General features: G+C 55.1%; 28 protein-coding genes and 1 tRNA gene. 14 read left to right on the top strand and 15 right to left on the bottom strand.

Annotation, left to right across the window (positions count from 1 at the left end; translation table 11 throughout):
* Positions 1–57: 57 nt before the first annotated feature.
* From GCD22_RS10285 to GCD22_RS10275, 3 genes are read right to left on the bottom strand one after another with little or no spacing between them, the layout of a single operon-like run.
* Complete coding sequence (locus GCD22_RS10285; RefSeq protein WP_226856135.1) at positions 58–657, bottom strand: Uma2 family endonuclease; 600 nt, start codon at positions 655–657, stop codon at positions 58–60.
* A complete protein-coding gene (locus GCD22_RS10280) occupies positions 657–1,091 on the bottom strand; it encodes a DUF2442 domain-containing protein (RefSeq protein WP_081577393.1) in 435 nt (144 codons plus the stop codon). The genes GCD22_RS10285 and GCD22_RS10280 overlap by 1 nt, the downstream gene beginning before the upstream one ends.
* 16 nt (positions 1,092–1,107) lie before the next feature.
* Entirely contained in the window at positions 1,108–1,326 is a 219-nt protein-coding gene (locus GCD22_RS10275; RefSeq protein WP_080707802.1) for a DUF4160 domain-containing protein, read from the bottom strand.
* 115 nt (positions 1,327–1,441) lie between these two features.
* Between GCD22_RS10275 and GCD22_RS10270 the strand changes: the two genes are divergently transcribed.
* Genes GCD22_RS10270 through GCD22_RS10250 form a run of 6 tightly spaced genes read left to right on the top strand, consistent with a single transcriptional unit; the run spans position 1,442 to position 5,307 of the window.
* Entirely contained in the window at positions 1,442–1,675 is a 234-nt protein-coding gene (locus GCD22_RS10270) for a type II toxin-antitoxin system Phd/YefM family antitoxin (RefSeq protein ID WP_077273114.1), read from the top strand.
* Positions 1,676–1,707: 32 nt separating this feature from the next.
* Positions 1,708–1,908, top strand: a complete 201-nt coding sequence (gene thiS / locus GCD22_RS18200; protein WP_010638690.1) for a sulfur carrier protein ThiS — start codon at positions 1,708–1,710, stop codon at positions 1,906–1,908.
* Positions 1,909–1,956: 48 nt separating this feature from the next.
* Positions 1,957–2,739 (top strand): thiazole synthase, encoded by a 783-nt coding sequence (locus tag GCD22_RS10265; protein WP_031572141.1) that lies wholly within the window; start codon positions 1,957–1,959, stop codon positions 2,737–2,739.
* Complete coding sequence (locus GCD22_RS10260; protein WP_031572140.1) at positions 2,732–3,310, top strand: hypothetical protein; 579 nt, start codon at positions 2,732–2,734, stop codon at positions 3,308–3,310. Before GCD22_RS10265 ends, GCD22_RS10260 begins: the two co-directional genes overlap by 8 nt.
* Before the next feature lie 6 nt (positions 3,311–3,316).
* Entirely contained in the window at positions 3,317–4,690 is a 1,374-nt protein-coding gene (gene mpl / locus GCD22_RS10255) for a UDP-N-acetylmuramate:L-alanyl-gamma-D-glutamyl-meso-diaminopimelate ligase (RefSeq protein WP_031572139.1), read from the top strand.
* Positions 4,690–5,307 carry a flavin prenyltransferase UbiX gene (locus GCD22_RS10250; RefSeq protein WP_024893534.1) on the top strand — a complete coding sequence of 206 codons (618 nt, stop codon included), beginning with the start codon at positions 4,690–4,692 and terminating at the stop codon, positions 5,305–5,307. The genes mpl and GCD22_RS10250 overlap by 1 nt, the downstream gene beginning before the upstream one ends.
* Here GCD22_RS10250 and GCD22_RS10245 read toward each other — a convergent pair.
* Both GCD22_RS10245 and GCD22_RS10240 read right to left on the bottom strand, forming a co-directional pair.
* The gene (locus GCD22_RS10245) at positions 5,240–6,091 is read right to left on the bottom strand and encodes an ABC transporter ATP-binding protein (protein ID WP_031572138.1); all 852 of its coding nucleotides are present in this window, start codon (positions 6,089–6,091) and stop codon (positions 5,240–5,242) included. The genes GCD22_RS10250 and GCD22_RS10245 overlap by 68 nt on opposite strands.
* Positions 6,091–7,197, bottom strand: coding sequence for an ABC transporter permease (locus GCD22_RS10240; RefSeq protein ID WP_081577392.1), 1,107 nt, complete (start codon positions 7,195–7,197; stop codon positions 6,091–6,093). Before GCD22_RS10240 ends, GCD22_RS10245 begins: the two co-directional genes overlap by 1 nt.
* A gap of 70 nt (positions 7,198–7,267) precedes the next feature.
* Here GCD22_RS10240 and GCD22_RS10235 point away from each other — a divergent pair, with 70 nt between their 5' ends.
* Positions 7,268–7,774, top strand: coding sequence for an LEA/WHy family protein (locus GCD22_RS10235; RefSeq protein WP_031572136.1), 507 nt, complete (start codon positions 7,268–7,270; stop codon positions 7,772–7,774).
* Here the strand turns inward: GCD22_RS10235 and GCD22_RS10230 are convergent.
* The 9 genes from GCD22_RS10230 to GCD22_RS10190 form a co-directional block, all read right to left on the bottom strand.
* Entirely contained in the window at positions 7,713–8,495 is a 783-nt protein-coding gene (locus GCD22_RS10230) for an endonuclease/exonuclease/phosphatase family protein (RefSeq protein ID WP_031572135.1), read from the bottom strand. The genes GCD22_RS10235 and GCD22_RS10230 overlap by 62 nt on opposite strands.
* Positions 8,488–8,853 (bottom strand): hypothetical protein, encoded by a 366-nt coding sequence (locus GCD22_RS10225; protein ID WP_031572134.1) that lies wholly within the window; start codon positions 8,851–8,853, stop codon positions 8,488–8,490. Before GCD22_RS10225 ends, GCD22_RS10230 begins: the two co-directional genes overlap by 8 nt.
* Positions 8,850–9,620 (bottom strand): HesA/MoeB/ThiF family protein, encoded by a 771-nt coding sequence (locus tag GCD22_RS10220; RefSeq protein ID WP_031572133.1) that lies wholly within the window; start codon positions 9,618–9,620, stop codon positions 8,850–8,852. Before GCD22_RS10220 ends, GCD22_RS10225 begins: the two co-directional genes overlap by 4 nt.
* Positions 9,613–10,056 (bottom strand): hypothetical protein, encoded by a 444-nt coding sequence (locus GCD22_RS10215; protein ID WP_031572132.1) that lies wholly within the window; start codon positions 10,054–10,056, stop codon positions 9,613–9,615. Before GCD22_RS10215 ends, GCD22_RS10220 begins: the two co-directional genes overlap by 8 nt.
* A gap of 25 nt (positions 10,057–10,081) precedes the next feature.
* Positions 10,082–10,525 (bottom strand): type II toxin-antitoxin system VapC family toxin, encoded by a 444-nt coding sequence (locus tag GCD22_RS10210; protein WP_031572131.1) that lies wholly within the window; start codon positions 10,523–10,525, stop codon positions 10,082–10,084.
* Entirely contained in the window at positions 10,522–10,785 is a 264-nt protein-coding gene (locus tag GCD22_RS10205; protein ID WP_031572130.1) for a type II toxin-antitoxin system Phd/YefM family antitoxin, read from the bottom strand. Before GCD22_RS10205 ends, GCD22_RS10210 begins: the two co-directional genes overlap by 4 nt.
* Positions 10,786–11,076: 291 nt before the next feature.
* Positions 11,077–12,207, bottom strand: a complete 1,131-nt coding sequence (locus tag GCD22_RS10200) for a lipocalin-like domain-containing protein (RefSeq protein ID WP_080707801.1) — start codon at positions 12,205–12,207, stop codon at positions 11,077–11,079.
* A 55-nt stretch (positions 12,208–12,262) separates the two neighbouring features.
* A complete protein-coding gene (locus GCD22_RS10195; RefSeq protein WP_176212004.1) occupies positions 12,263–14,767 on the bottom strand; it encodes an FtsX-like permease family protein in 2,505 nt (834 codons plus the stop codon).
* Positions 14,767–15,441, bottom strand: a complete 675-nt coding sequence (locus tag GCD22_RS10190) for an ABC transporter ATP-binding protein (RefSeq protein WP_080707800.1) — start codon at positions 15,439–15,441, stop codon at positions 14,767–14,769. Before GCD22_RS10190 ends, GCD22_RS10195 begins: the two co-directional genes overlap by 1 nt.
* Positions 15,442–15,578: 137 nt before the next feature.
* Between GCD22_RS10190 and GCD22_RS10185 the strand changes: the two genes are divergently transcribed.
* Positions 15,579–15,671 (top strand) — tRNA-Ser (locus GCD22_RS10185).
* Positions 15,672–15,960: 289 nt separating this feature from the next.
* Here GCD22_RS10185 and GCD22_RS10180 read toward each other — a convergent pair.
* Positions 15,961–16,239: a hypothetical protein gene (locus GCD22_RS10180; protein WP_226831565.1), complete on the bottom strand. Its 279-nt coding sequence runs from the start codon at positions 16,237–16,239 to the stop codon at positions 15,961–15,963.
* Between the two features lie 354 nt (positions 16,240–16,593).
* Between GCD22_RS10180 and trxA the strand changes: the two genes are divergently transcribed.
* The 6 genes from trxA to ilvD all read left to right on the top strand — a co-directional run bounded on the left by trxA (position 16,594) and on the right by ilvD (position 22,702).
* Positions 16,594–16,920 carry a thioredoxin TrxA gene (gene trxA / locus GCD22_RS10175; protein WP_010639224.1) on the top strand — a complete coding sequence of 109 codons (327 nt, stop codon included), beginning with the start codon at positions 16,594–16,596 and terminating at the stop codon, positions 16,918–16,920.
* Positions 16,917–18,290 (top strand): transcription termination factor Rho, encoded by a 1,374-nt coding sequence (rho, locus tag GCD22_RS10170; RefSeq protein WP_425321081.1) that lies wholly within the window; start codon positions 16,917–16,919, stop codon positions 18,288–18,290. Before trxA ends, rho begins: the two co-directional genes overlap by 4 nt.
* A gap of 74 nt (positions 18,291–18,364) precedes the next feature.
* On the top strand, positions 18,365–18,571 hold the full coding sequence (rpmE, locus tag GCD22_RS10165) for a 50S ribosomal protein L31 (protein WP_010639220.1): 207 nt from the start codon (positions 18,365–18,367) through the stop codon (positions 18,569–18,571).
* A gap of 6 nt (positions 18,572–18,577) precedes the next feature.
* A complete protein-coding gene (locus tag GCD22_RS10160) occupies positions 18,578–19,816 on the top strand; it encodes a malic enzyme-like NAD(P)-binding protein (protein WP_031572125.1) in 1,239 nt (412 codons plus the stop codon).
* A 6-nt stretch (positions 19,817–19,822) separates the two neighbouring features.
* Positions 19,823–20,875 carry an AI-2E family transporter gene (locus GCD22_RS10155; RefSeq protein ID WP_081577391.1) on the top strand — a complete coding sequence of 351 codons (1,053 nt, stop codon included), beginning with the start codon at positions 19,823–19,825 and terminating at the stop codon, positions 20,873–20,875.
* A 150-nt stretch (positions 20,876–21,025) separates the two neighbouring features.
* Positions 21,026–22,702 (top strand): dihydroxy-acid dehydratase, encoded by a 1,677-nt coding sequence (gene ilvD / locus GCD22_RS10150; protein WP_024893517.1) that lies wholly within the window; start codon positions 21,026–21,028, stop codon positions 22,700–22,702.
* The last annotated feature ends 6 nt before the right edge of the window (positions 22,703–22,708 follow it).

The following is a 22,708-nucleotide window of genomic DNA, read 5'->3' as shown; positions in this document are numbered from 1 at the left end:
AGGAGATTAGGGGGCGGGGCTGAATGCTGTCAAGGCGTTGGGCGACGCATGGGGCTGTTACGCACGCTCGGCATCCTGGTAGATATCATCGATGCTCACGTCCATATCCAGACAATCCAGATGGATGCTGCCTTCGACAAGCTTTTCATGCTGCCAGCCTTCTGACCTGCGGCGATATAGATCAGCATGACGACAGTCCTGAGCGAGCAGCAGGTATTCGTGCAGGCTGGGCAGTCCGCCGGTATAGGCATAGAGTTTTTCGCGCCGGTCGATGCGTTCGGTGCTTTCAGAAAGTACTTCGATAATCAGGCAGGGGCGGGTGCTGAAGTAAGTTTCCCGATCGTTGGGATCGCAGCCGAGTATCAGGTCGGGGTAATAAAAGCTCTCCTCTCCGGCCTGCTGGATACGCACTTTCATGTCATTGGTGAAAAGTTGGCAGCCTTGCTGCCGTGCTTTGGGACCCAACAAGAGAGTGAGGGAAGTGACTATCAGCGCGTGACGGCGACTGGCACCGACCATGGCATAGACCATGCCATCAATATATTCGTGCCGGAACTCACCGTCCTGCTCGCCGGCTAGATATTCATCAACGCTCATCTTGTTAGACAGAATGCGTCCTTGTGTCTTGTGGGCCTCTCTCTGCCTAACATGAGACATTACGATACAGCCTTCTTTTCTGTGGATGGTGGTCGCCCGCCAAGCCGTCCGTTTCTTCGGGCTGCCGCTGCCTTGGCGGGGCTTTTTGATACGCCTCCCTTCTGCCCAAGGCTGCGCATCCATGCCGATGTACCGAGAACGCCCCGCGCCAATGCAGGGACGTACAGATCAGCGTCCAATCGCGGGAAGTGTAGTCCAAGGCCACGTCCCTGAATGACGATCTCTGCCATATCTGCGGGGGTGGCATTCTCTATGTCTTGAATCAATGCTGGTGGGATGTGTAGACCAACACCGTTGTTCAGCTCTATCACGACCTTTCCCGTAGGTTGGTCATAGTAGGCGGACTCCGCCAGTGGGCCAGCAGCAAGCGTCTCCTGTCCACGCTGATTTGCAGCGTCCCAGTCGCGCTCAAGAATTTTGTCTATCTGGTCCATGGTACCTCTCCCACTCTCAACAGAATAATGCCAATCGGGATATGCTTTCTTCCAGTATGTGACGTATCTCCGTCCTGGAAAAGCCAGTGCTCTCCCGTAGCTCCGGTGGCCCTTTCGGGCAATGCAATATGAATACTGCCTTACCATCCCCTTTTACCACGTGCACATGAGCAGGACGATGATCGTTGAGGTAGATCACTACCCGCGCTGCGTCTATGTGATCGATGGTGGGCATAATCTCGTTATCCTAGGCGGGCTTTGGTTTATATACAAGGCATCACCCCCAAAATTGTTGATCTTGATGTTTAGGTCCTTTATTTTGGCCATAAATATAGCCATCTTGGGAGAAAATGATGGGAACTTATACGCTGGCGCATAAAAAAACGCATCTGAGTGAAATTCTTCATCAGGTCGAAAATGGTGAGACGGTTATCATTACGCGTCATGGGCGTCCTGTGGCGCGCGTTGAGAGTGTGGAGAATGGCACGAGCGCGCTCCCGTTCGAAAGACTTGCGGCATTTCGCGCAGAAATGCCGCGATGGCGTAAACGGAGTGCGGATCTTTTGCAAGAGTTGCGGGATTGACGCCCCTGCGGGGAGGTTCTAGCATCGCAGGCATGCTGATACAGGTAAATGGTGTGCCCCGTGAGGTGCCGGAGCAAATGACGGTGCTGGAGCTACTGGCCGATTTGGGTTGGGCGGAGCGGCGGGTGGCGGTAGAGCGCAATGGCGAAATTGTGCCGCGCAGCACCCATGGCGAGGTTATGGTTGCTGCGGGTGATCGTCTGGAAATTATTCAGGCGGTGGGCGGCGGTTAATGGTTGGCGCTGCGGCATCAATCCCTATTTTGAGGTGAGATAATGACCATACATAAAGATCCCCTGGTGATCGCGGGGCGTGCGTATCAGTCCAGATTATTGGTCGGTACGGGCAAGTACAAGGATTTTGCGGAAACCCGGGCGGCCGTGGATGCGGCGGGCGCGGAAATCATTACCGTGGCGCTGCGTCGGGTGAATCTTGGCCAGGATCGCGACGCCCCCAATTTGCTGGAGGCTTTGCCTCCGGATCAATTTACCATTCTTCCCAATACGGCGGGCTGTTATACTGCTGAAGACGCGGTGCGCACCTGTCGTCTGGCCCGTGAACTGGGCGACTGGAAACTGGTCAAGCTGGAAGTCATCGGCGATCCTCAGACCCTATATCCAGATATGCGGCAAACCTATGAAGCGGCCAAAACCCTGGTTGCCGATGGTTTTGAGGTGATGGTGTACAGCATGGATGATCCGGTAGCCTGCAAGGCCTTTGCGGAAATGGGCTGTGTGGCGGTGATGCCGCTGGCTGCGCCCATTGGTTCGGGGTTGGGGATCCGTAATCCGTACAATCTGCGCATTATTCTTGAACAGGCGACGGTGCCGATTCTGGTGGATGCAGGGGTGGGTACGGCTTCGGATGTGGCGGTAGCCATGGAACTGGGTTGTGATGGGGTACTCCTGAATACGGCCATTGCCGCTGCCAAGGATCCGATATTGATGGCGGAAGCCATGCGTCTGGGTGTGGATGCCGGGCGCAAGGCATTTTTGGCTGGCCGGATGCCGCGCAAGCTCTATGCCAGCGCCAGCAGTCCGTTGGAAGGAACCTTCTTTGAGTAGCAATGACGCGCTGGAAATCGCCCGTAGCGCCGCGCTGGACGACCATTATCTGGAGCAGGTGGAGCTGCTGGTCATGGGTTCTGTCCCCGGCAGTCCCATTCCGGATTATGCCGATGATTGGGAAGAGGCAGAACGCCTGATTGCCCGCCTTGGCGACCAGGGGGTTGGGGTGCGTCTGGAGTTTATGTCCGACGAAAACGGTCAGCGCTGGCATGTGTATATGGACTGGCAGGAACCCACCAGTCATGAGTGGCAGTTGACGGAAGTGGAAGAACCCACTGCTGCCCAGGCTGTTACCCGGGGCGCCCTGGTTTGGTATTACCAGCAGGAAATGGCCGCAGCCAGTGCCCAGCCTCCCGATGGTTGGGCGTATTTTGAGGTGGTGGAGCGTTTGGGCATGGCCCGGGACATGTTGGCCCGTTCTCTGGACGACCATCCGGTGCTGGCCGAAGAAGAAGCGTTGATGTCCCGTTATCAGGAGTTGCTGGAAAAATTTTCTGCACTTTTTGAACTGGCCAATCAGATGCTTGATCAGCGTTTGGGCGCTCCATCCCGCAGTACCATGCACTAATCCCGCATGCATATTCACGTCCTCGGTATTTGCGGGACTTTCATGGGTGGAGTGGCCTTGTTGGCGCGTGCCGCCGGACATCAGGTAACGGGTTCTGATACCCACACCTATCCACCCATGAGCGAGCTGCTGGCCCGCGAGGGGATTGTGGTGCATGAAGGGTATGACCCCGCACAGCTCAATCCCGCGCCTGATCTGGTCATTATTGGTAATGCCCTGTCCCGGGGGAATCCCTGTGTGGAGGCGGTACTGGATCGGCAGATTCCTTATGATTCCGGCCCTGCCTGGCTGGCGCGGGAGATTCTCGCCAGTCGCTGGGTACTGGCAGTGGCGGGCACCCACGGAAAAACCACCACCACTTCCATATTGACCTGGATTTTGCAGGAAGCGGGACTCAATCCGGGCTTTCTGATTGGTGGTGAAGCGCTGAATTTCGGGATTTCCGCGCGGCTTACCGATAGTCCGTTTTTTGTGATTGAGGCCGACGAATACGATACGGCCTTTTTCGATAAGCGTTCCAAATTCGTGCATTATCATCCGCGTACGCTGATACTGAATAATCTCGAATATGATCATGCCGATATATTTCCGGATCTCGCGGCCATCATCACCCAGTTCCATCATTTGTTGCGGACAGTGCCTGGTACTGGTGCGTTGATCGTCAACGCGGCGGCACCCGCTTTACAGCAAGTGCTGGACAAGGGCTGCTGGACGCCGGTGCAGCATTTTGCCGACGGGGGCGATTGGCAGGTGCAACTGGATAGTCCCGATGGCCGGCGCTTCAGTATTGTGGAGCAGGGGCAGTTGCGTGGGCAGGCTGAGTGGGATACGGCGGGGGTGTTTAATGTTGAAAATGCTCTGGCGGCCTTGCTGGCGGCGCGGCATGCTGGAGTCCCCCTGGACGTGGGCATAGCCGCCTTGCGCAGTTTTCGGGGGGTGCGTCGGCGTCTGGAATTACGGGGCAGCGCTGCCGGGGTGTCGGTGTATGATGATTTTGCCCATCATCCCACGGCCATTGCGGCGACCATTGCCGCCTTGCGCGGGCAGATGGGCGCCTCCGGCCGCTTGATTGCCGTACTGGAGCCGCGTTCCAATACCATGAAGCTGGGAATACATCAGCAGACTTTGGCTGCCAGCCTGCAGGGGGCTGATCGTGCTTTTGTTTTTGCCCCCGCCGATATAGGCTGGGATGTTCGCGCTGCCCTGGCGGGAACGGCGCAAGTTTCCCCGGACATAGATGAGCTGCTGCAGCAGATTCTTGACGAATTACAGGCCGGAGATCAGGTTCTGGTGATGAGTAACGGGGCTTTTGCGGGCATTCATGGGCGCTTGTTGGCGGAACTGGCGCGCAGAAATACCGTCACAACAGGAGAAAAATAATGGCAGAACAGAGTCCGCAGGACCGTATTTGTGTGGCGATGACGGGTGCTTCGGGGGCAGCTTACGGTATGCGTCTCGTGGAGGTCCTGCTCACCGCCGGGATTCAGGTTTATCTGCTGATTTCCGACGCGGCGCGGGTGGTCTGCAAGGAAGAGCTGGGGCTGGATTTGCCGGAAAAGCCCGAGGGTGTCACCCGCTTTCTCAATATCCATTTTGGGACCGAGCCTGGTCTGTTGTCTGTTTATGCCCCGCATGACTGGTATTCCCCCGTCGCTTCGGGTTCCAATGCGCCTCGCGCCATGGTGATTTGCCCTTGCTCGGGAGGCACTCTCGCGGCTATTGCCCATGGTTTGTCCGATAATCTGACCGAACGCGCGGCAGACGTCATGCTCAAGGAAGGCCGCAAGTTGGTGCTGGTGCCCCGGGAAAGTCCGGTTTCGACCATTCATCTGGAAAATATGCTGAGTCTGGCGCGCATGGGGGTGCGGATTTTGCCGGCCAGTCCGGGTTTTTACCATCGTCCCCAGCGCATTGAAGATTTGGTGGATTTTATGGTCGCGCGGGTGCTGGATCAGATTGGCGTGCCCAACCAGATTGGTCGTCGCTGGGGAGAGTAGGCAGCTTGCCGGTGGCGCGGAGGCTGTTGAGCAGCCTTTCACCGCGCTCCCCATGAAAAAATGCCTGAATATAGGGATGATCCACGGCCTGCACTGCATTGAGGGGGCCCACGGTCAGTACCTTGTGGTCGGCCAGTACCGCCACCCGGCTGGCGGTGGCCGCGAGACTGTCCAGATCATGACTGACCATGACCACGGTAAAGCCGATATCCGCATGTACCTGCCGCAGCAGTGCATCAAAATCCGAGGCGGCAATGGGGTCCAGTCCCGAGGTGGGCTCGTCCAGAAAGAGAATTTCCGCTTCCATGGCCAGCGCTCGCGCCAGGGCCACGCGCTTGATCATGCCGCCCGAAAGCTCGGCGGGCAGTTTCCAGGCATCTTTGGGCTGAAGTCCGACCATCTGTAATTTCAGGGCCACCAGATCATTGATTTCGCTGCGGGTCAGGTGTCCCCATTCACGCAGGGGAAAGGCAATATTTTCGAAAACGGTCAGGGCGCTAAACAGGGCACCTTGCTGGAAAAGTACGCCCCAGCGCTGGCGCAGGGCAATTTGTTCGCGCAGGGTCAGGGTTTGCGGATTTTTGCCGAGTATGGTCAGCTTGCCATCGGCAATGGGGACCAGGCCCATCATGGCCCGCAACAGGGTGGTTTTGCCGGTGCCACTGCCACCGACAATGGCGAGGATTTCACCGCAGTGGACTTTCAGGTCCAGATTGCGGTGAATCCAGTAGTCTCCGAAGCGGGTACCAATATTTTCCATGATGATGGCATCAGGTCGTTCCATCAGCTAATCCCCGTATTGGCAAATACCAGCGCGAGGATGGCGTCAATAAGAATCACCAGGGTGATGGAGAACACCACGGAATTGGTGGTTTCCCGACTCAGGCTGGTGGTGTTGGGCTTGACTTTCAGGCCATGAAAACCGGCAATCCAAGAAATCAGTATGCCGAAAACGGCGCCTTTGATAATACCCAGCCATAAATTGAAACTGGGAACGGCAACGGGCATTTCCTGAATGAAAAAGTGATAGCTGATGCCCAGGTTGGCCTTGGCGACCAGCATGGCGCCGAGAATCCCCACCATGTCCGTCCACAACACCAGCAATGGAACCACCAGAGCCAGGGCGATGACTTTGGGTAGCACCAGACGGCGGATGGGGGGGATACCAAAGGTGCGCAGGGCATCGAGTTCTTCGGTAACGCGCATGGCCCCGATCTGGGCGGTAAACGCCGAACCCGAACGGCCGGAAAGAATGATCGCCGTGATCAACGGGCCAAACTCCCGCAAAATACTCAGACCGGCAATATTGACGATGTAGATGTTGGCTCCATATTGGGCCAGAGTGGAAGCCGACTGAAAGGAAATTACCACTCCGATCAAAAAACCGATGAGCGTCAAAATAGGCAGGGAACTGGGGCCGGTGCTGACAATAGTGGCGGATATTTCCCGCCAGGGAAAGCTGCGGGGATACCGCAAGCCGCGCCCGAATTCCAGCAGTAGCGCACCCATCAACAAAAAAATCCCCCAAAGATCACCGCCGGTTTCGACAAGAAAAGCACCGAGAGCGTCTAGAATCTGAAAGGGACGGCGCGGGGGATGCGTCAAAGGTTGTAAATCGGCCAGTCGGGTGAATATGGCCTGATGCAGATCGTTCAACTGTATTTTTTCGGGGAAACGGTTTCCCCAGACCTGCCAGAGCAGCAGCGCACCGGCACTGTCCAGAGCTTCCAGATTGCGTAAATCCCAGAGCAGATCGGCGTGAATGTTGCTCAGCATTTTTTGCTGTCGGGCAAAACTGCCGCCCAGGCGGCGTAAGGTCCAGCGACCGCTCAGGGTAATGGTCTGCTCCTGAAGCTGCCAGCGAGGCTCTTGGGGATTATGGTCGGTCATGCGCGATATGGGCTTTTATCGGATATTCCTTGGGTTATACTCAGTCGCTTGGATCTGCTGGAGTGGACTGATGGGTATTGTTACACGAAGTGCTGGCTTCTCCCAAAGTTTTTGGCGTTGGCCTTTGCTGATGATGGCCGCTTTGCCGTTGACGGCTTGCAGCGCTTTTCCGGCCCATTCGCCGCAGGTGCAACTGGAAAGCATTCATCCCCAGTCGGTAGGTTTTGTGTCGCAGACTTTTACCCTGGATCTGAAAATCAGCAATCCCAACAGCAGCGCCTTGCGCGCTAAGGCCGGGGAGGCGCGTTTGTTGGTGCAAAACCGGCAGGTGGCTTATGGCCTGCTGGATAAGCCCGTACAGGTTCCGGCGTATGGAAGTAGCGTAGTCTCCATCCCGGTTACGGGAAATTTGTTGCCCGTGTTGGGTGAACTAGGCAGTGTCGACAGTCAGAAAGGCTTGCCTTATGCGGTCAAGGGCTATCTGGTGACAGGACTTTTCAATAGCCGGATCCCTTTTAATGTGACCGGGTCGTTACATTTGCCGCTGTCTTCGAGTTCCAGCGCAATCGCGCCTTGAGAGCCAGATGATCGGACAGGGGTTCGCCAATACTTTCAATTTCGGTGAATTCCAGGTCCGGGCTACAGAAAATGTGGTCAAAGGAAAAGCGCGGAGACCAGCTCGGAAAGGTAGGCGGGTTCCAGGGCGGCGCCTGTAGCCCGCTTTCGGCCAGGAGCAGGCGGATTTCCGGAGAGCGGGCAGTGCAGTTGAGGTCGCCCATGAGAATGAGATGGCGGCGCTGGCGCAGACGTTGCGCGAGATCGCGGATTTGACTGAAACGGGCGTGACGACTGAGGCCCAGATGGGTGATGACGACAGTCAGAGGCCTACCATTGATTTCGGTGCTGGTTTCCAGCATGCCCCGACCTTTCATGAAGCTCGGCAGAGTGTGCGGTTCACTGCGGGCAATGGGCCAGCGCGAGAGTACGCTGTTACTGTGCTGGGCCAGCTCGCCAAAATCACGGGTGCGTTGCTGTGCCCAGTAAGGAAAGTGCGCCCGTTCTGCCAAAAAACCGGCCTGATTCACATACTGGCTGCGAAACGAGCCGGCATCTACTTCATTCAGGCCGACAACATCCGCTTCTGAAAGAATTTCGGCAATGCGTTCCAGATTGCGCAGACTCTGGCCGTGCGGCATTACATATTTCCAGCCATGGAGCAGCATGTGCCGGGCACGATGAGAGCCAATACCCACCTGAATATTGAAGGACATGACCGAAAATCCATGGTCTTCAGTCATTTTCCAGCTCGATGATTTTTTCTTGCCAGCCTTGTCCGGCTGTCCGGGCATAGGCGCGTAGTACGATCACCCCACGGATGTCGGTTGCCAGACGGATTTGGTAGGGTGGATCAAAGGGGCTCAGGGGCCTTTCGGGCAAAGTGCTGTAAGGTTCCTGCGGAGCCGCCGCATAGTAGGCAAAAAGCGTTTCGCCCCGGCTGGTCAGCAGATCCAGCGCCATGCCGCGTTGTTCGGCACTGACCGGGTAAACGGAGCAGGGGCGTTCTTGCAAAGCGCCGACCAGCCCTTGTCCAGCGCCGGACTGCAGATCACCGAGCAGGGCGTTGGCCAGAGTGCGGGGTAAAATCAAAGGGTTCATGCGCAGACCCCGCCGCAAACCCCACAGGCTGGGTCGCGGCGCAGTTGTACCTGACGCCATTGCCAGTGGCGGGCGTCGACCAACAGGAGTTGTCCGCTCAGCGGGGAGTTGTGACCGCTGAGCAGACGAATAGCCTCAACGGCCTGCATACTGCCGAGAATGCCCAGCAGGGGCCCCAGCACTCCGTTGCGGGAGCAGGTGTCTTCACCGTTTTCTTCGCCTTGTTCTGGATACAGGCAGGCATAGCAGGCGGTATCCGGGTCCCGGAAATCAAACACACTGAGCTGCCCCTCCCAGCGAATGGCGGCGGCACTGACCAGTGGTACGCGAGCCTCGCGACAGGCGCGGTTGATGGCGTGGCGGCTGTGAAAATTGTCGCAGCAATCCAGAACCAGATCATGGGTTTCCAGGGCGCTGCCCAGCGATTCACTGCTGGCGTTTTCAGTCCAGGCACTCACCCGGATATGGGGATTCATGGCCAGCAGTCGTTCACGGGCGGCGCTGGCCTTGGGCCGTCCCAGGTCCGCTTCAGTATAAAGAATCTGACGTTGCAGATTACTGATTTCTACAACGTCCCCATCGCAAAGGGTCAGTTGTCCAATTCCTGCCGCAGCCAGATACTGCGATGCCGGACAACCCAGTCCACCCATGCCGATGATCAGTACCCGGCTTAGCTGCAGACGTTTCTGTCCTTCGAGGTCAATTTCCGGCAGAAGAATCTGTCGGGAGTAACGCATTAGGGCGGCATCATCCAGGGAGTCAGTCATTGTTGAAGTCATAGTCAAGGTCATTTTCTTCTACAGGCATCCCCGGCACGGGCTGGTAATAGCCCTGCTGGCGCTCCAGACGCATGTGATAACGCTCACGGATGGCATCTAGCATCCAGAGAATCTCGCTGGGATGCCCGACATGCTCACCATGCAGCAAATGGCGCAAATACAGACAGTCCGGATCGACCTTGACCAGCAGCGGCATGGGTAAATCCAGAGGGATGACGTGTTGATGAACAACCCATTCAATGGGTGTCGGCGGCGTGCCGGGAGGAATCCGCACATCTATCCGGAAATGCCCGCCTCCACCAGGCTGTTCCAGCAGTTCCTTGAAATATTGATCAGGAAAACCGCGATGGACGATGAGGGTGCGCCCATTAAAACGGTTCAGAAATTGTTCTTGCAGGAGTAGATGCGGAATGGAATTTGGCATGCTTTCAGTGTAGCAACGTAAGGCATTATCGGCCACTTTTTTGCAGGAAGGGCACTTCCATACCCAGCAACTGTGCGGCCTTGTTGAGGCGCAAATCAAAACAGGCAAACATGACGGACATTCCGGAAACCTGTTGGGCTTGATGTGCGGCTGCCAGTTGTACGCTGTCATATCCGCGCAGGGCAAAAGCGTCGGCATAATCACCGGCCTGTTCAACAATGTGTTGAGTCACTTCGATGATCAGGTAATGCGGCCAGTCTTTGGCCAGATACTGCTTGGCTTGTTCAATAAGGGGCATGTCTGTGGGTGATTCCCGTCCGCGCCGCGAAAGGGCCGCGCAGGCTTCAGCCCAGGCAATACGACAGCCAGCAACTACGTCGGCCTGTGCAAGCAAGGTTTTGACAGCATCACTGTGCGCTTCCGTCAGATAAAGCTTGATCAATGCGGAGGTGTCACAAAATAAAATCAACCGCGATCTTCCAGTATTATTTCTGACACGCTGCGTGCAGTGGATGAAAGACAAATGCTTGCACCCAACGGTTTGCCGCCTTGCCATTGGGCCATATCGCTGGCCAGAAGACGGGTGATGCCGCAATTTGTCACAGACGGTATCCCGATAACGCGGGCTACCGGTTTGTGATGAGAGGTGATATCGAGGGTTTGTCCCTGCTGTGCTGCAGAGAGGTACTGCGCAAGATGGGCTCTGAACTCACGAATGGAAATTTCCATATTATGTGTCCTCAATATTGGAATTAATAGGCGAAATTGTGTACACAAAAAACTGTTAGGTCAAGTCGTTAAGTATCCAAGCTGAGAATGGCAGCAGGCCTGGCGGCTTTGCCGCGACTTTGGCCCGCGCCGTTGTTGTTCTTGGTGAAATCCTGCGCCCGTCAGGAGAGCTGTCTGAGCCCGCAGGGCGAGTTCTCTCCTGACAGCAGGATGAGCCGTAGAACGACAGGCAAGGGACGTTGGAGCAAAAAGCCCCCAGGCCTGCTGCAATTCTCAGCCTCAATCCGGATGTCACTGTTGTTTCGGCGCAGTCTGGCGTCCTTCAGACTCAGAGGAGGCTCCGAGGGCCAGGCGACCACCGTAGCCGGTCATTTCCAGATAGCCGTGACCCAGAGTTTTCCCCTGGCTGATGGCGCGCACGGCCCCTTCCCAGTAAATGGTGCCGCTGCTGTGGCTGGCATCAAATTCCTGGTTGTCCATCAGGGGCATAATGGAAAATTTCTGTTCCCCGACGTGAATCTGCCAACGTACTGGATAACGGATGCCCGTCCGGCTGGATTTCCACCAGCCCGTGGCTTGCATATGAATCTGCCCCGCATGGAAATAGTGCACCCGTCCATCTGCGCTGCGTTCGGTGGCCGACAGCCAAAGCGGAGTACCATCAGCACGGCGCATCATGAGCAGCATGAGCGAAGCGCCATTGTGCAGGTTCAGTCCAAGCCAGTCCCAGCCTACGGCAGCTTTCGGTAAGTATGCGGCAGACCATTCATGATCGAGCCAGGCCTCGCCCTGAACCGCCTGACTATGTCCTTTGATGCTTACGTCACCACTGACCTGCAGATGCGGAATACTGTAGTAATAACTGGCATTTTTAGGGTCAGGACCCTTTTGGCTGATGCCTTTGGGGCCTTCCAGCAGGGGCGCTTGGGTTATCTGAAAATGAAGCCGATAGCCCATGTTTTTACCTTGAATGACTGCTTGATAGCCGGATGAGGTTTGTTGCAGAAACCAGTGTCGAATCCAGACCCGGGTATGGTTTTGATCTGCGCCCGCCAAGCCCAGACCGGAGCGGGCAATACGTTGTGCAGTCAGTAAGTGCCCGACGGCTGGATCGCTGATGGCGGCTTCGGCCAATATCAGCTGACGCGCATTGAATGCACTGGGGTTTGCCCAGACCATGGCGGGGCGTACGCGAAAAAAGGTCAACTGAAAACCCAAAGGATGTCCTGAAGCATTCTTGAGCCAGCCGGTGATATACCACCATTCGATCGGAAAATCAGGGTGACTGCCGTAAGCATTGGGAAAATGCAGAGGATTTTGTGCAGACACCGCAACATGGGACGGGTTTTGCAGGGGGAGTACACGGGGTGGCAGGATCGCTGCAGCTACTGAAGTACTGCGTAAAGCGATCAGCAGGATCATGACCCAAAGCCCCCATAAGCTGACCAGGCCCCGGCATGTTGCAGGGAACCGTCGCTTAGTCATCACGTAACACCGCCGGGCTGTTGCGCAGGGCGCGATGTCCCGCAAGGATCATGGTAGCGGTACTTGCTATCCATAAAATCACGCTGATTATTCCCAATAATAACCAGGGAGGCTGAAACCCCATGTGCCAGTGAAAAGATTGCGGATTGACCACCGCAATCAAAATCACGCTGATGGCAATGCCCAGGCTGCCACCAATGAGAATGCCGGCGAATGAAAGCATGCTGCCCTCGGCAAAAAGCAGGGCCAGCAGGTCACGATGGCGCAGCCCCAGATGCCGGAGCATGGCAAATTCGTTGCGGCGCATCAGGGTCTGTGCACCAAAACCACTGCTTACTCCCAGCAGGCCAATAATCATGGCTACGGCCTCCAGCGCATAAGTTGCAGCAAAACTCTGATTGAAAATCAGCAGACTACGGTGGCGAATTTCCCGGGGTGTGGCAATCAGCAGTTGCCGACTTTTTGCGATGCTTTGATGCAATTGTGCGAGTGCGGCAGAGACTGGCACATGCGGTTGTAACCAGAGTGCTACGCCATTGATGCCTTTATCATGGGACCACTGTTGATATTCCTGTAACGGGATGGAAATGGATCCTTGCTGATAGGCGTAGTCGCGATAAATACCGGCAATGCTGACGGTCCGAAGCTGTCCGCCCAGAGGAATCCGGATGTTCTGGCCTGGATGCCAGGCACTGATGCCAGCCAGAATATCCGAAATCCATACGGGCGGTGCTTTCAGCGTATGAAGAGGAACAGACCGGAGTATTTGCAGTTCCCGACCGGGGTCTTGCAGGTTCATACCGCGCGCCAGCAACATGATGGGAGGATGACCCGGTAATAAATTCAATGGAATGCGGCGCAACGGTGAACAATGGCGAACATCTGGAAGCGTGCACAGGGATTGTGCGGTTCCGGAAGCGAGTAATGCGTCCTGATTACTTCCCGCCTGCACATACAAATCAGCCCGCAGGATGTCACTCAGCCAGTTGGCCACTGAATCACGAAAGGAACCGACCATAATGGCCATGGCTACCACCAGGCTGAAGGCTACCACGACGGCGGCCAGACTTTGTGCGGCGCGCCCCGGAGCGCCCCGTAATTGCAGCAGGGCCAGGCGCCAGAGACTGCTTTCAGGTAAGGGGATTAACTGGACGATAAGGCGCAGCAATGGAGCCAGCAGGAAGAGCAGGGCAAACAGCAGACAGGCAATAGCGCCATAAGCCAGATAGGGAATGCCATGAATGGCAGGGGCCAGAGCTCCACCCAGAGCCATGATCAGCAGCAGTAAGCCGATGCGTGGATGTTGGCGATGAAGATGACTTTGTTCTTCTGCACCGGCACGCAGAGCCTGGGCCGGAATGGCACGACTGGTTTCCCAGGCGGGTAAAAAGGCCCCTATCAGTGCGGCACCCATCCCCGCCCCAAAAAATATACTCATGAGTAATGGATGCCAATGTAATTGCAGGGCAGCGCTGCTGAAATATCCTGCGCCCAGGTCTCCGCCGAGATGCATCAGAGCCAATCCGGCAGTCATAACCCCCAGTGGTAATCCTAGCAGCGCACCGGGCACGCCGAGCACCACGCCCTGCAGCATGACTGCCATAATGATTTCGCGCCGACGCAAACCCAATACCCGCAAAAGTGCCAGTTGCTGGCGCTGGCGCACGACCCCCATGGCGAGTGTGGCATACACCAGAAACGCCCCGGTAAATAACGCCACCAGAGAGAGTACCAGCAGATTGACGCGATAGGCTCTTGAAGCATCAGCCGCTACCCGACCCTGCTGGGCGGGACTTTCGAGAAGCGCTCCGGGGGGCAGTAGTGGCCGCCACTGCTTTTCAAAAGCCTGATTGCTGATTCCGGGTTGCAGGCGCAAATCGACCTGATTGATTTCATTTCCACGGCCCCATAACCATTGCACCGCAGCAATATCCATGACACCCATTACTCCTACGCCCGGAACATCAGGAAGGGTGCCGATCACCTTGAGGCGGCGCGGTATTCCGTCCGCATTGACAGTAATGAAATCGCCTGTGTGAACATTCAACTTCTGCATAGCCGGGGAACTCAGGGCAATATTCAGCGGGTCCAGCAGGGCCAGCGGGCTGCGCAGATTCAGGGGGATCAGGGGTTGCCCCATCCTGGCGGCCTGAAAGGCATCGATTCCCAGAATCTGAAGGGGTTGTTGGTGTGCGGGTTGAATGAGGATCGCCTGCAAATGGATTTCGGGCGCCGCTATCGCTACATTTGGCGCCATGCTCAGGCGTGCATACCAGGCGTTATTAAAACCTGGACCCGGAGCGCTGAGGGTCAGATCTGCCTGACCCGCCATATGGCGAAGTCCCGCCGAAAAATCACTGACCGCCTGCACATTGATGAGCGCAATGGCCAACCCCAAAGCCACCCCCAAGGCAATGCCGATCATGGCCAGAACGGTAGCACCCGGACGTTGTCGCAGGGGGCGCCAGACTGCAGCCCGCCAAGGAATTCGCATCATCACAGGGCGTGGAATCCCTGGGCATCAAAGTGCAGTTTGCGCTGCGCCTGGTTAGCTGCAGCCTCAGAATGGGTGACCAGCAGTACAGCCGGTCCCTCCGCTTCCAGTGCGGTGTAGAGCAAATTCATGACCGATTCGGCAGATTCTGCATCCAGGCTGCCCGTTGGTTCATCAGCCAGAATCAGGGAAGGACGATGCACAATCGCCCGGGCAACGGCGACTCTTTGCATTTCGCCGCCAGAAAGCTCCCTGGGCCAGGCCTGCAGCTTTCCGTCAATGCCCAACTGTTCGGCAAGATGCTGAATACGCTGGGGAAGGTCCTTGCGTGGCAGACCGTTGAGACGCCAGGGCAGGGCGATGTTTTCGGTAACATTCAATTGCGGAATCAGGTGAAAGGCCTGAAACACAAAACCCATATGACGGCGGCGGAGCAGGGTGCGGCTGTCATCATCCATGGTGTTGAGTGCCTGATTCCGAAAATGCATTTGTCCGCCATCCGGTCGTTCCAGGCCAGCGATAATGTTCAGAAGGGTGCTTTTACCGACGCCGCTTTCTCCCATGATGGCCACAAAATCTCCCGCACTCACCTCCAAACTGGCTTCACGGAACAAACATTTGTCATTATTGCCGGGGAGTCGTTTGGCTAAATCCTTCAAGACCAGAAGTGCGGTCACTGGAAATTTCTCCATTGTCAGGGACGAATAAGTTACCACAAGCTGTGGAATAATTGTCAGACGCTCAAAATCCGGGAAAATTCGTTTGTCGGTAGACTTTGACCTCAGACCAGACAACAGGGTATTATCCGCCTACCGGAGAGATGGCCGAGCGGCTGAAGGCGCTCCCCTGCTAAGGGAGTATGGGGCTAAACACTCCATCGAGGGTTCGAATCCCTCTCTCTCCGCCACACATTGCTAATAAGCCCCTGATTTTTAGTGGCTTTAATTTTTCCAGCTTGGCCGCGTCTTTCTTTTCGTCTTACTTTGGGTGTTCGGCGCATTGATATGGTGCTGCAACTGGCAAACAGGCAAATCAAAGCCCCAGTGCCGAATTCTTCATTGAACGGAAACCGCAAAGAATTGTCCACTAAGAGGACGGGAAGTTACCGTTTTTCTACCAATCGTGCCAATGGGTTCAACCTGGAAAGCAGCAGATATATTATGAGCGAAGATTCGCATTATGCCGAAGCACGGGCATTACTCAAACTTCTTTTGATCAGTGGTGCTATAACATTGAGTAGCGCTGCCATCTTGGTAGTGGCATGGTGGTGCTGGAAGTAAAATCACAGAAAGCCCACCATGATACTTGAATGACAGATCACTACACTGTGGGCAGACAGCGACCTGCACCTTCAGCCTTTTCTCGAAGGCATCTTCACCATCGTCGGCCATCTGCCCGGCGATCATGCCCAAAGCGGCACCACCCAGACCCGTTAAACCCCCCATACGAATGCCATGCGCTCCCATATCCTGCATGGGTGTCTGACAGTATGGAATCCAAACATGATGGTGCTCCTTTTTTGCTGGTCTGCGGAAAAGTGTCGGTAATCGGGAAATGAATTTTGATGGCAATTCATGACTATGGCTTGACCATAACTTGATTCTACTGCAGTATCGTTGATTACAATCCTTTGTAATGCAGATGTCCAGAAACTTGCTACTTGCATACCGTTTATATCGTGCTATCCTTTCACACACCTTCAATTTGAAAGAAGATCAAACCTGCCAGCGCCGTCCGGTGCCTAGAGTTTGGGATTATCCCATATGAAACACACTAAATGACCTCCACCCAAAGCGCTGTAACAATCTGAGACAGAGGAGCTATCTCCCATGAGCGATGCTATTACGTATGTGTCTGATGACAGTTTTGAAACCGATGTGCTGCAATGTTCCAAGCCGGTTCTGGTTGATTTTTGGGCTGAGTGGTGCGGCCCTTGCAAAATGATTGCACCCATTCTTGAAGAAGTTGCCGTTGAATATGCTGACAAATTACAAATTGCCAAATTCAATATCGACGAAAATCCCAACACCCCCCCTCAGTATGGTATTCGTGGTATTCCCACCTTGTTGCTGTTCAAAAATGGAAAGCTGGAAGCAACGAAAGTCGGAGCCTTGAGTAAAGCCCAACTGACGGCATTTCTGGATAGCCAACTTTGAATACACCACGTCCCCGCCGTAAATCACCCCGTACACCCAAGTCTTTTCCCAACGAAGATATTCTTCTTGAAGAAGAAGAGATTCTGCTGACGCCAAATCCTGGCGCTACAGCCATGAACCTGACAGATTTAAAAAGGAAAACTGCTGCTGAGTTGGCCGTTATCTGCCAGGAAATGGGGTTGGACGGTACCGCTCGCCAGAAAAAGCAGGAAATTATTTTCAATATCCTGAAGGCGCATGCCCGTAATGGCGATGCTATTTATGGCGAGGGCGTGCTGGAAATTTTGCAGGATGGCTTTGGTTTTCTGCGTGCAGCTTCCGGCTCATACATGGCCGGACCCGATGATATTTATGTTTCTCCTTCGCAAATTCGGCGTTTTCACCTGCAGACGGGTGATACGGTGTCCGGGCAAATTCGTCCTCCCAAGGAAGGGGAGCGCTATTTTGCCCTCCTTAAAGTGGAGAGCATTAATTTTGAATCGCCTGAAGCGACCCGCAACAAGGTCAATTTTGATGATTTGACTCCCTTGTTTCCCGATGAACCTTTGCGTCTGGAATATGATGCTGTGGCTTACGGTGAAGTGGCACCACGCATTATTGACCTGGTTTCGCCCATTGGTAAGGGGCAGCGTGGTTTGATTGTGGCGCCGCCCAAAACCGGTAAAACCGTATTACTCCAGCAAATTGCTCACGCCATTACTGCCAATCATCCTGAATGCTATTTGATTGTGCTGCTGATTGATGAACGCCCGGAAGAAGTGACCGATATGCAACGCTCGGTGAAAGGCGAGGTGGTTTCTTCAACTTTTGATGAACCCGCAACCCGGCATACCCAGGTTGCTGAAATTGTTCTTGAAAAAGCCAAGCGGCTGGTAGAGCACAAGCACGATGTGGTAATTCTGCTCGATTCCATTACACGCTTGGCCAGAGCCTTCAATACGGTTGTTCCATCTTCCGGCAAGGTGTTGACGGGTGGTGTGGATGCCAATGCCCTGCAGAAGCCCAAACGCTTTTTTGGCGCCGCCCGAAATATTGAAGAGGGTGGTAGTCTGACTATTATCGCTACGGCTTTGGTGGAAACCGGCTCGAAAATGGACGAAGTGATTTTTGAGGAGTTCAAGGGCACCGGTAATATGGAAGTCCATCTGGATCGCCGTCTGGCCGAGAAGCGCACTTATCCGGCCATCAATCTCAACAAATCCGGAACCCGTCGGGAAGAATTGCTGGTACCTGCCGATTTGCTCAGCAAAATGTGGGTATTGCGCAAGTTGCTGGCGCCTATGGATTCTTTGGAGTCCATGGAGTTTCTGCTCGACAAGGTGCGCGCCACCAAAAACAATGCGGAATTTTTTGATTCCATGAATCGCTGAGGATTGGCTGGACGTTTGCCCCCTCTATCCCTATAATTCGCCACTTTGTATTCAGGCCCGAGAGTAGCTCAACTATGAAATCCGAAATCCATCCCAAGTACGAAGAAATCACTGTGACCTGCAGTTGCGGAAATGTGTTTAAAACCCGTTCTACGGCCAATCGTGATCTTCACATTGATCTTTGTTCCGAATGCCATCCTTTTTATACCGGCAAGCAGCGCAATGTTTCTGCTGCGGGTCAGGTTGAGAAGTTCCGCAAGCGTTACGGCGGCGGTCAGTAAGTATCCATGGAACAGGCTGAAGCCCAGGCAGAATTGCGACGGCGGGCGCTGGATTACCACGCCCAAAGTCCTGCCGGTAAACTTTCAGTCATACCTAGCAAGCCCTGTAAAAGTCAGGATGATTTATCTCTTGCCTATACCCCTGGGGTTGCGGCACCGGTACGGGAAATTGCTGCTGACCCGGAAAAAGCCTACGACTATACGGGCAAGGGTAATCTGGTTGCCGTAGTCAGCAATGGTACGGCGGTTCTTGGACTGGGTAATGTCGGGACACTGGCGGGTAAGCCGGTCATGGAAGGCAAGGCTTTGCTTTTCAAGCATTTTGCGGACATCAATGCCTTTGATATTGAAGTACAGGCCCGCGATGCGGAACATCTGATTGACGTTGTGGCGGCGATTGCTCCGGGTTTTGGCGGCATCAACCTGGAAGATATTGCGGCGCCCATGTGTTTTCAGGTGGAAGAAGCCCTGCAAAAAATGTTGGACATTCCGGTTTTTCACGATGATCAGCATGGCACTGCCGTTATTGTCGCCGCTGCTTTGCAAAATGCACTGGAATTGCAGGGTAAGGTCTTTAAGGGCGTTAAAGTGGCCATTGTTGGAGCCGGTGCGGCGGGTCTGGCCATTGCAAAGATGCTGCGCGCTCTTGGTGTTGAGGCGGTGTATTTGAGTGATGTGCATGGCGTGCTGCATGCAGGCCGCAGCGACCTGACGCACTGGCACCAGCCCTTTGCTACGGCACCTGCGCATTGGACCCTGATGGATATGCTGGCGGATGCCGATGCGGTCATCGGCGTTTCAGTACGCGGTGCCATTCCCGAAGCGGCTTTGTCCGGACTGGCTGCAAAGCCGGTGATATTTGCCCTGGCGAATCCTGACCCGGAAATTGATCCCGTTGCCGTAAAACGCTTGCGTCCAGATGCCATCATGGCGACCGGGCGTTCGGATATGCCCAATCAGGTGAATAATGTCCTGGGTTTTCCGTTTTTATTTCGGGGTGCCCTGGATTGTCGCGCAAGTCAGATTAATCAGGAAATGCTGCTGGCCGCTGTCGATGCGCTGGCGCGTTTGGCCCGGGAGCCCGTTCCTGAAGAAGTTCAACAAGCCTATGGTTTTTCAGGGACTGACGGACTGAGCTTTGGGCCTGAATATTTCATTCCCAAGCCCCTTGACCCGCGCCTGCGACAATGGGTGGCGGGTGCAGTGAGTGCAGCCGCGCGCAAAAGCGGCGTCTCCCGTCTCTAGGCAAGCATGCGCCTCGCGGATCTGACGGTTCGCGATTTGCGACTTGCCCTCGGGCAACTTCTCGCTGCCCTTGTTTTTTTTGCATTAGTCTGGAAAATCCTCGCACCTTTCCTGCCTGCTATTGTCTGGGCTGCCATTCTGGTTTACGCAACGTGGCCTTTGGCAAAGCCCATGCGCCGTCACTGGCCACCCCTGCTGGCCGCCTGCGGAGCGACATTCATGCTGGCGCTGATTTTCATTCTCCCTGTTCTGTTTCTTAGCATGACCCTGGGTACAGAGTTGCATCATGTGCTGACAGAACTCAGTCAGCAGGATGCCCATATCCTGATAAGCACTCAATGGACTCATAGCGGCTGGATAAAGAACCTGCTTGAACAAATACCGTCTTCCTGGAAAGCGCAGTTTCGGCCGGGGGCTTTGTCTCCAGATTTGTCCGCCTGGGCGGGGCATATCGGAATGCTGGCAGGCGGGATTGGTCGCTTTGCCGCCCTGCTGGTGTTGGTCCTCATTACGGCGTTTTTCTTTTACCGTTACGGACTGGAACTGCTTGATCAGCTGCGGCGTATGGTCCATCAGGTTCTGGGTCAGCGGGGGGATAACTATCTGCAAACCGTGGCCAACACCATTCGCGCTGTCATTTACGGAATTCTGGCGACGGCCCTGGCTCAGGGTGCCCTTGCGGGATTGGGCTATTGGGCAGCAGGATTACCTGCCCCGGTGTTGCTTGCCGTAATAACGCTGTTATTTTCTTTTTTACCATTTGGTACGCCCCTGGTGTGGGGGGCTGCCAGTATCTGGCTGCTGGTCCATGGACAAATCGCTGCGGGTGTGGGGCTGGCACTTTGGGGGGCTCTGGTGGTGAGCTGGATTGATAATCTGATCCGGCCACTGGTGATTTCCAGCGCAGTGCATATTCCTTTTCTGCTCGTCCTGTTTGGGGTGCTGGGTGGCATTCTGACATTTGGTCTGCTTGGATTATTTCTGGGGCCGGTCATCCTCGCCGTCCTGCTCGCCATCTGGCGGGAATGGTTGCAACCCCCACCGTCTGCTGAAACCTGAATTTCTGAGGTGGGACAGCTTGGCCTGTCGGGCGCTTGGTTCTATACTCCTCAGACCAACCAGACGGTCGGCCACTATGCTTTCCGGCTGCCGCTCCGCTTTCTGGCCGCGTTAAAAACGTCGGCCTCCTGAATACAGCACGAGGTTTACATGCGCTCAGATATGATCAAAAAAGGTTTTGAACGGACCCCTCATCGTTCCCTCTTGAAGGCTTGCGGGGTCACGGACAGTGACATGGATAAGCCCTTCATCGGTGTGGCGAACTCCTATATTGATATCATTCCCGGCCATGTGCATTTGCAGGAGTTCGGGCGCATCGTCAAGGAAAATATTCGGGCGGCAGGCGGTATTCCTTTTGAATTCAATACTATAGGCGTGGATGATGGCATCATTATGGGGCATGATGGCATGCGTTATTCATTGCCGAGCCGGGAGTTGATTGCGGACTCCATTGAAACCGTGGTGCAGGCGCATCATCTGGATGCTCTGATCTGTATTCCCAACTGTGACAAAATTGTACCGGGCATGATCATGGGCGCGCTGCGCTGCGATGTGCCGACAGTGTTCGTGTCCGGTGGCCCGATGGAGGCCGGAAAACTTTCCGATGGGACTTCCATTGATTTGGTGACGGCATTTGAAGCTGTGGGCCAGTTCAAACGCGGGCAGATTACCGAAATCCGCCTCAAGGAAATTGAAGATAAGGCCTGTCCGACCTGCGGTTCCTGCTCCGGCATGTTTACGGCCAACAGCATGAACTGTCTGATGGAAGTGTTGGGTATTGCGTTGCCGGGTAATGGTACGATTCTGGCGACAGCGGCAGGACGGCGAGATCTGGTGCGCCAGGCGGCTGACCGGGTAGTCGCTTTAGCCATGGCGGGCGGACCGACCATGCGTCAGCTGGTGGACTTTGACGCCATCGATAATGCATTTATTCTGGATATGGCCATGGGCGGTTCTACCAATACGGTTTTGCATACCCTCGCCATTGCCCGCGAAGCAGGCATCCAGTATCCGCTTTCCCGCCTCAATGACCTGGCGCAGAAAGTAGCTTATTTGGCAAAGGTCTCGCCGGCACTATCCACCGTGCATATTGAGGACATTGGTCGGGCAGGGGGTATTCCCGCCATTCTCCATGAAGTACACAAGCGTAATCCCGATGTACTGCATCTGGACAAGCCGACGGTCAGCGGTCAGAGTCTTCGTGAAATTGTTTCGGAAGCGAGCGTCAAGGACAGTAAAATCATTCGCTTGGCTGATAATCCTATTTCTCCAACGGGGGGGCTGCGGGTGGTTTTCGGTAATCTCGCACCCGAGGGCGGCATTGTCAAAATTGGTGCGGTTATTCCGGAAATGCGCCGGTTTTCTGGGCCTGCCAAGATTTTTGAAAGTATGGATAGTGCTGCCGAAGGGATTCTGGCGGGCGAGGTGCAGGCGGGCGATGTGGTGGTTATCCGGTATGAAGGACCCAAAGGTGGTCCCGGTATGCCGGAAATGCTGACGCCAACCGCCAATATCATGGGAATGGGGTTGGGTGAAAGCGTGGCCTTGATTACCGATGGTCGTTTCAGCGGGGCCACTCGTGGTGCCTGTATTGGCCATATTTCTCCTGAAGCGGCTGAAGGCGGGCCGATTGGTTTGCTGAAAGCCGGTGATATCATCTCGCTGGACCTGGACAATGGTAAAATTCATGTCGATTTGACTGATGAAGAGCTTGCCGAGCGTCGCAAGCATTGGGTGCCCGTCGAGAAACCTTTATCGTCTTCCTGGTTGCGGCGCTATCGCAAGCTGGTTACCAATGCGGCCAATGGTGCCATTCTGGAGTCCTGATTATTC

Origin of the sequence: Acidithiobacillus thiooxidans ATCC 19377 (assembly GCF_009662475.1) — a bacterium.
Taxonomy (GTDB): Bacteria; Pseudomonadota; Gammaproteobacteria; order Acidithiobacillales; family Acidithiobacillaceae; genus Acidithiobacillus; species Acidithiobacillus thiooxidans.
This window is presented reverse-complemented; position numbering and strand designations above follow the sequence as displayed.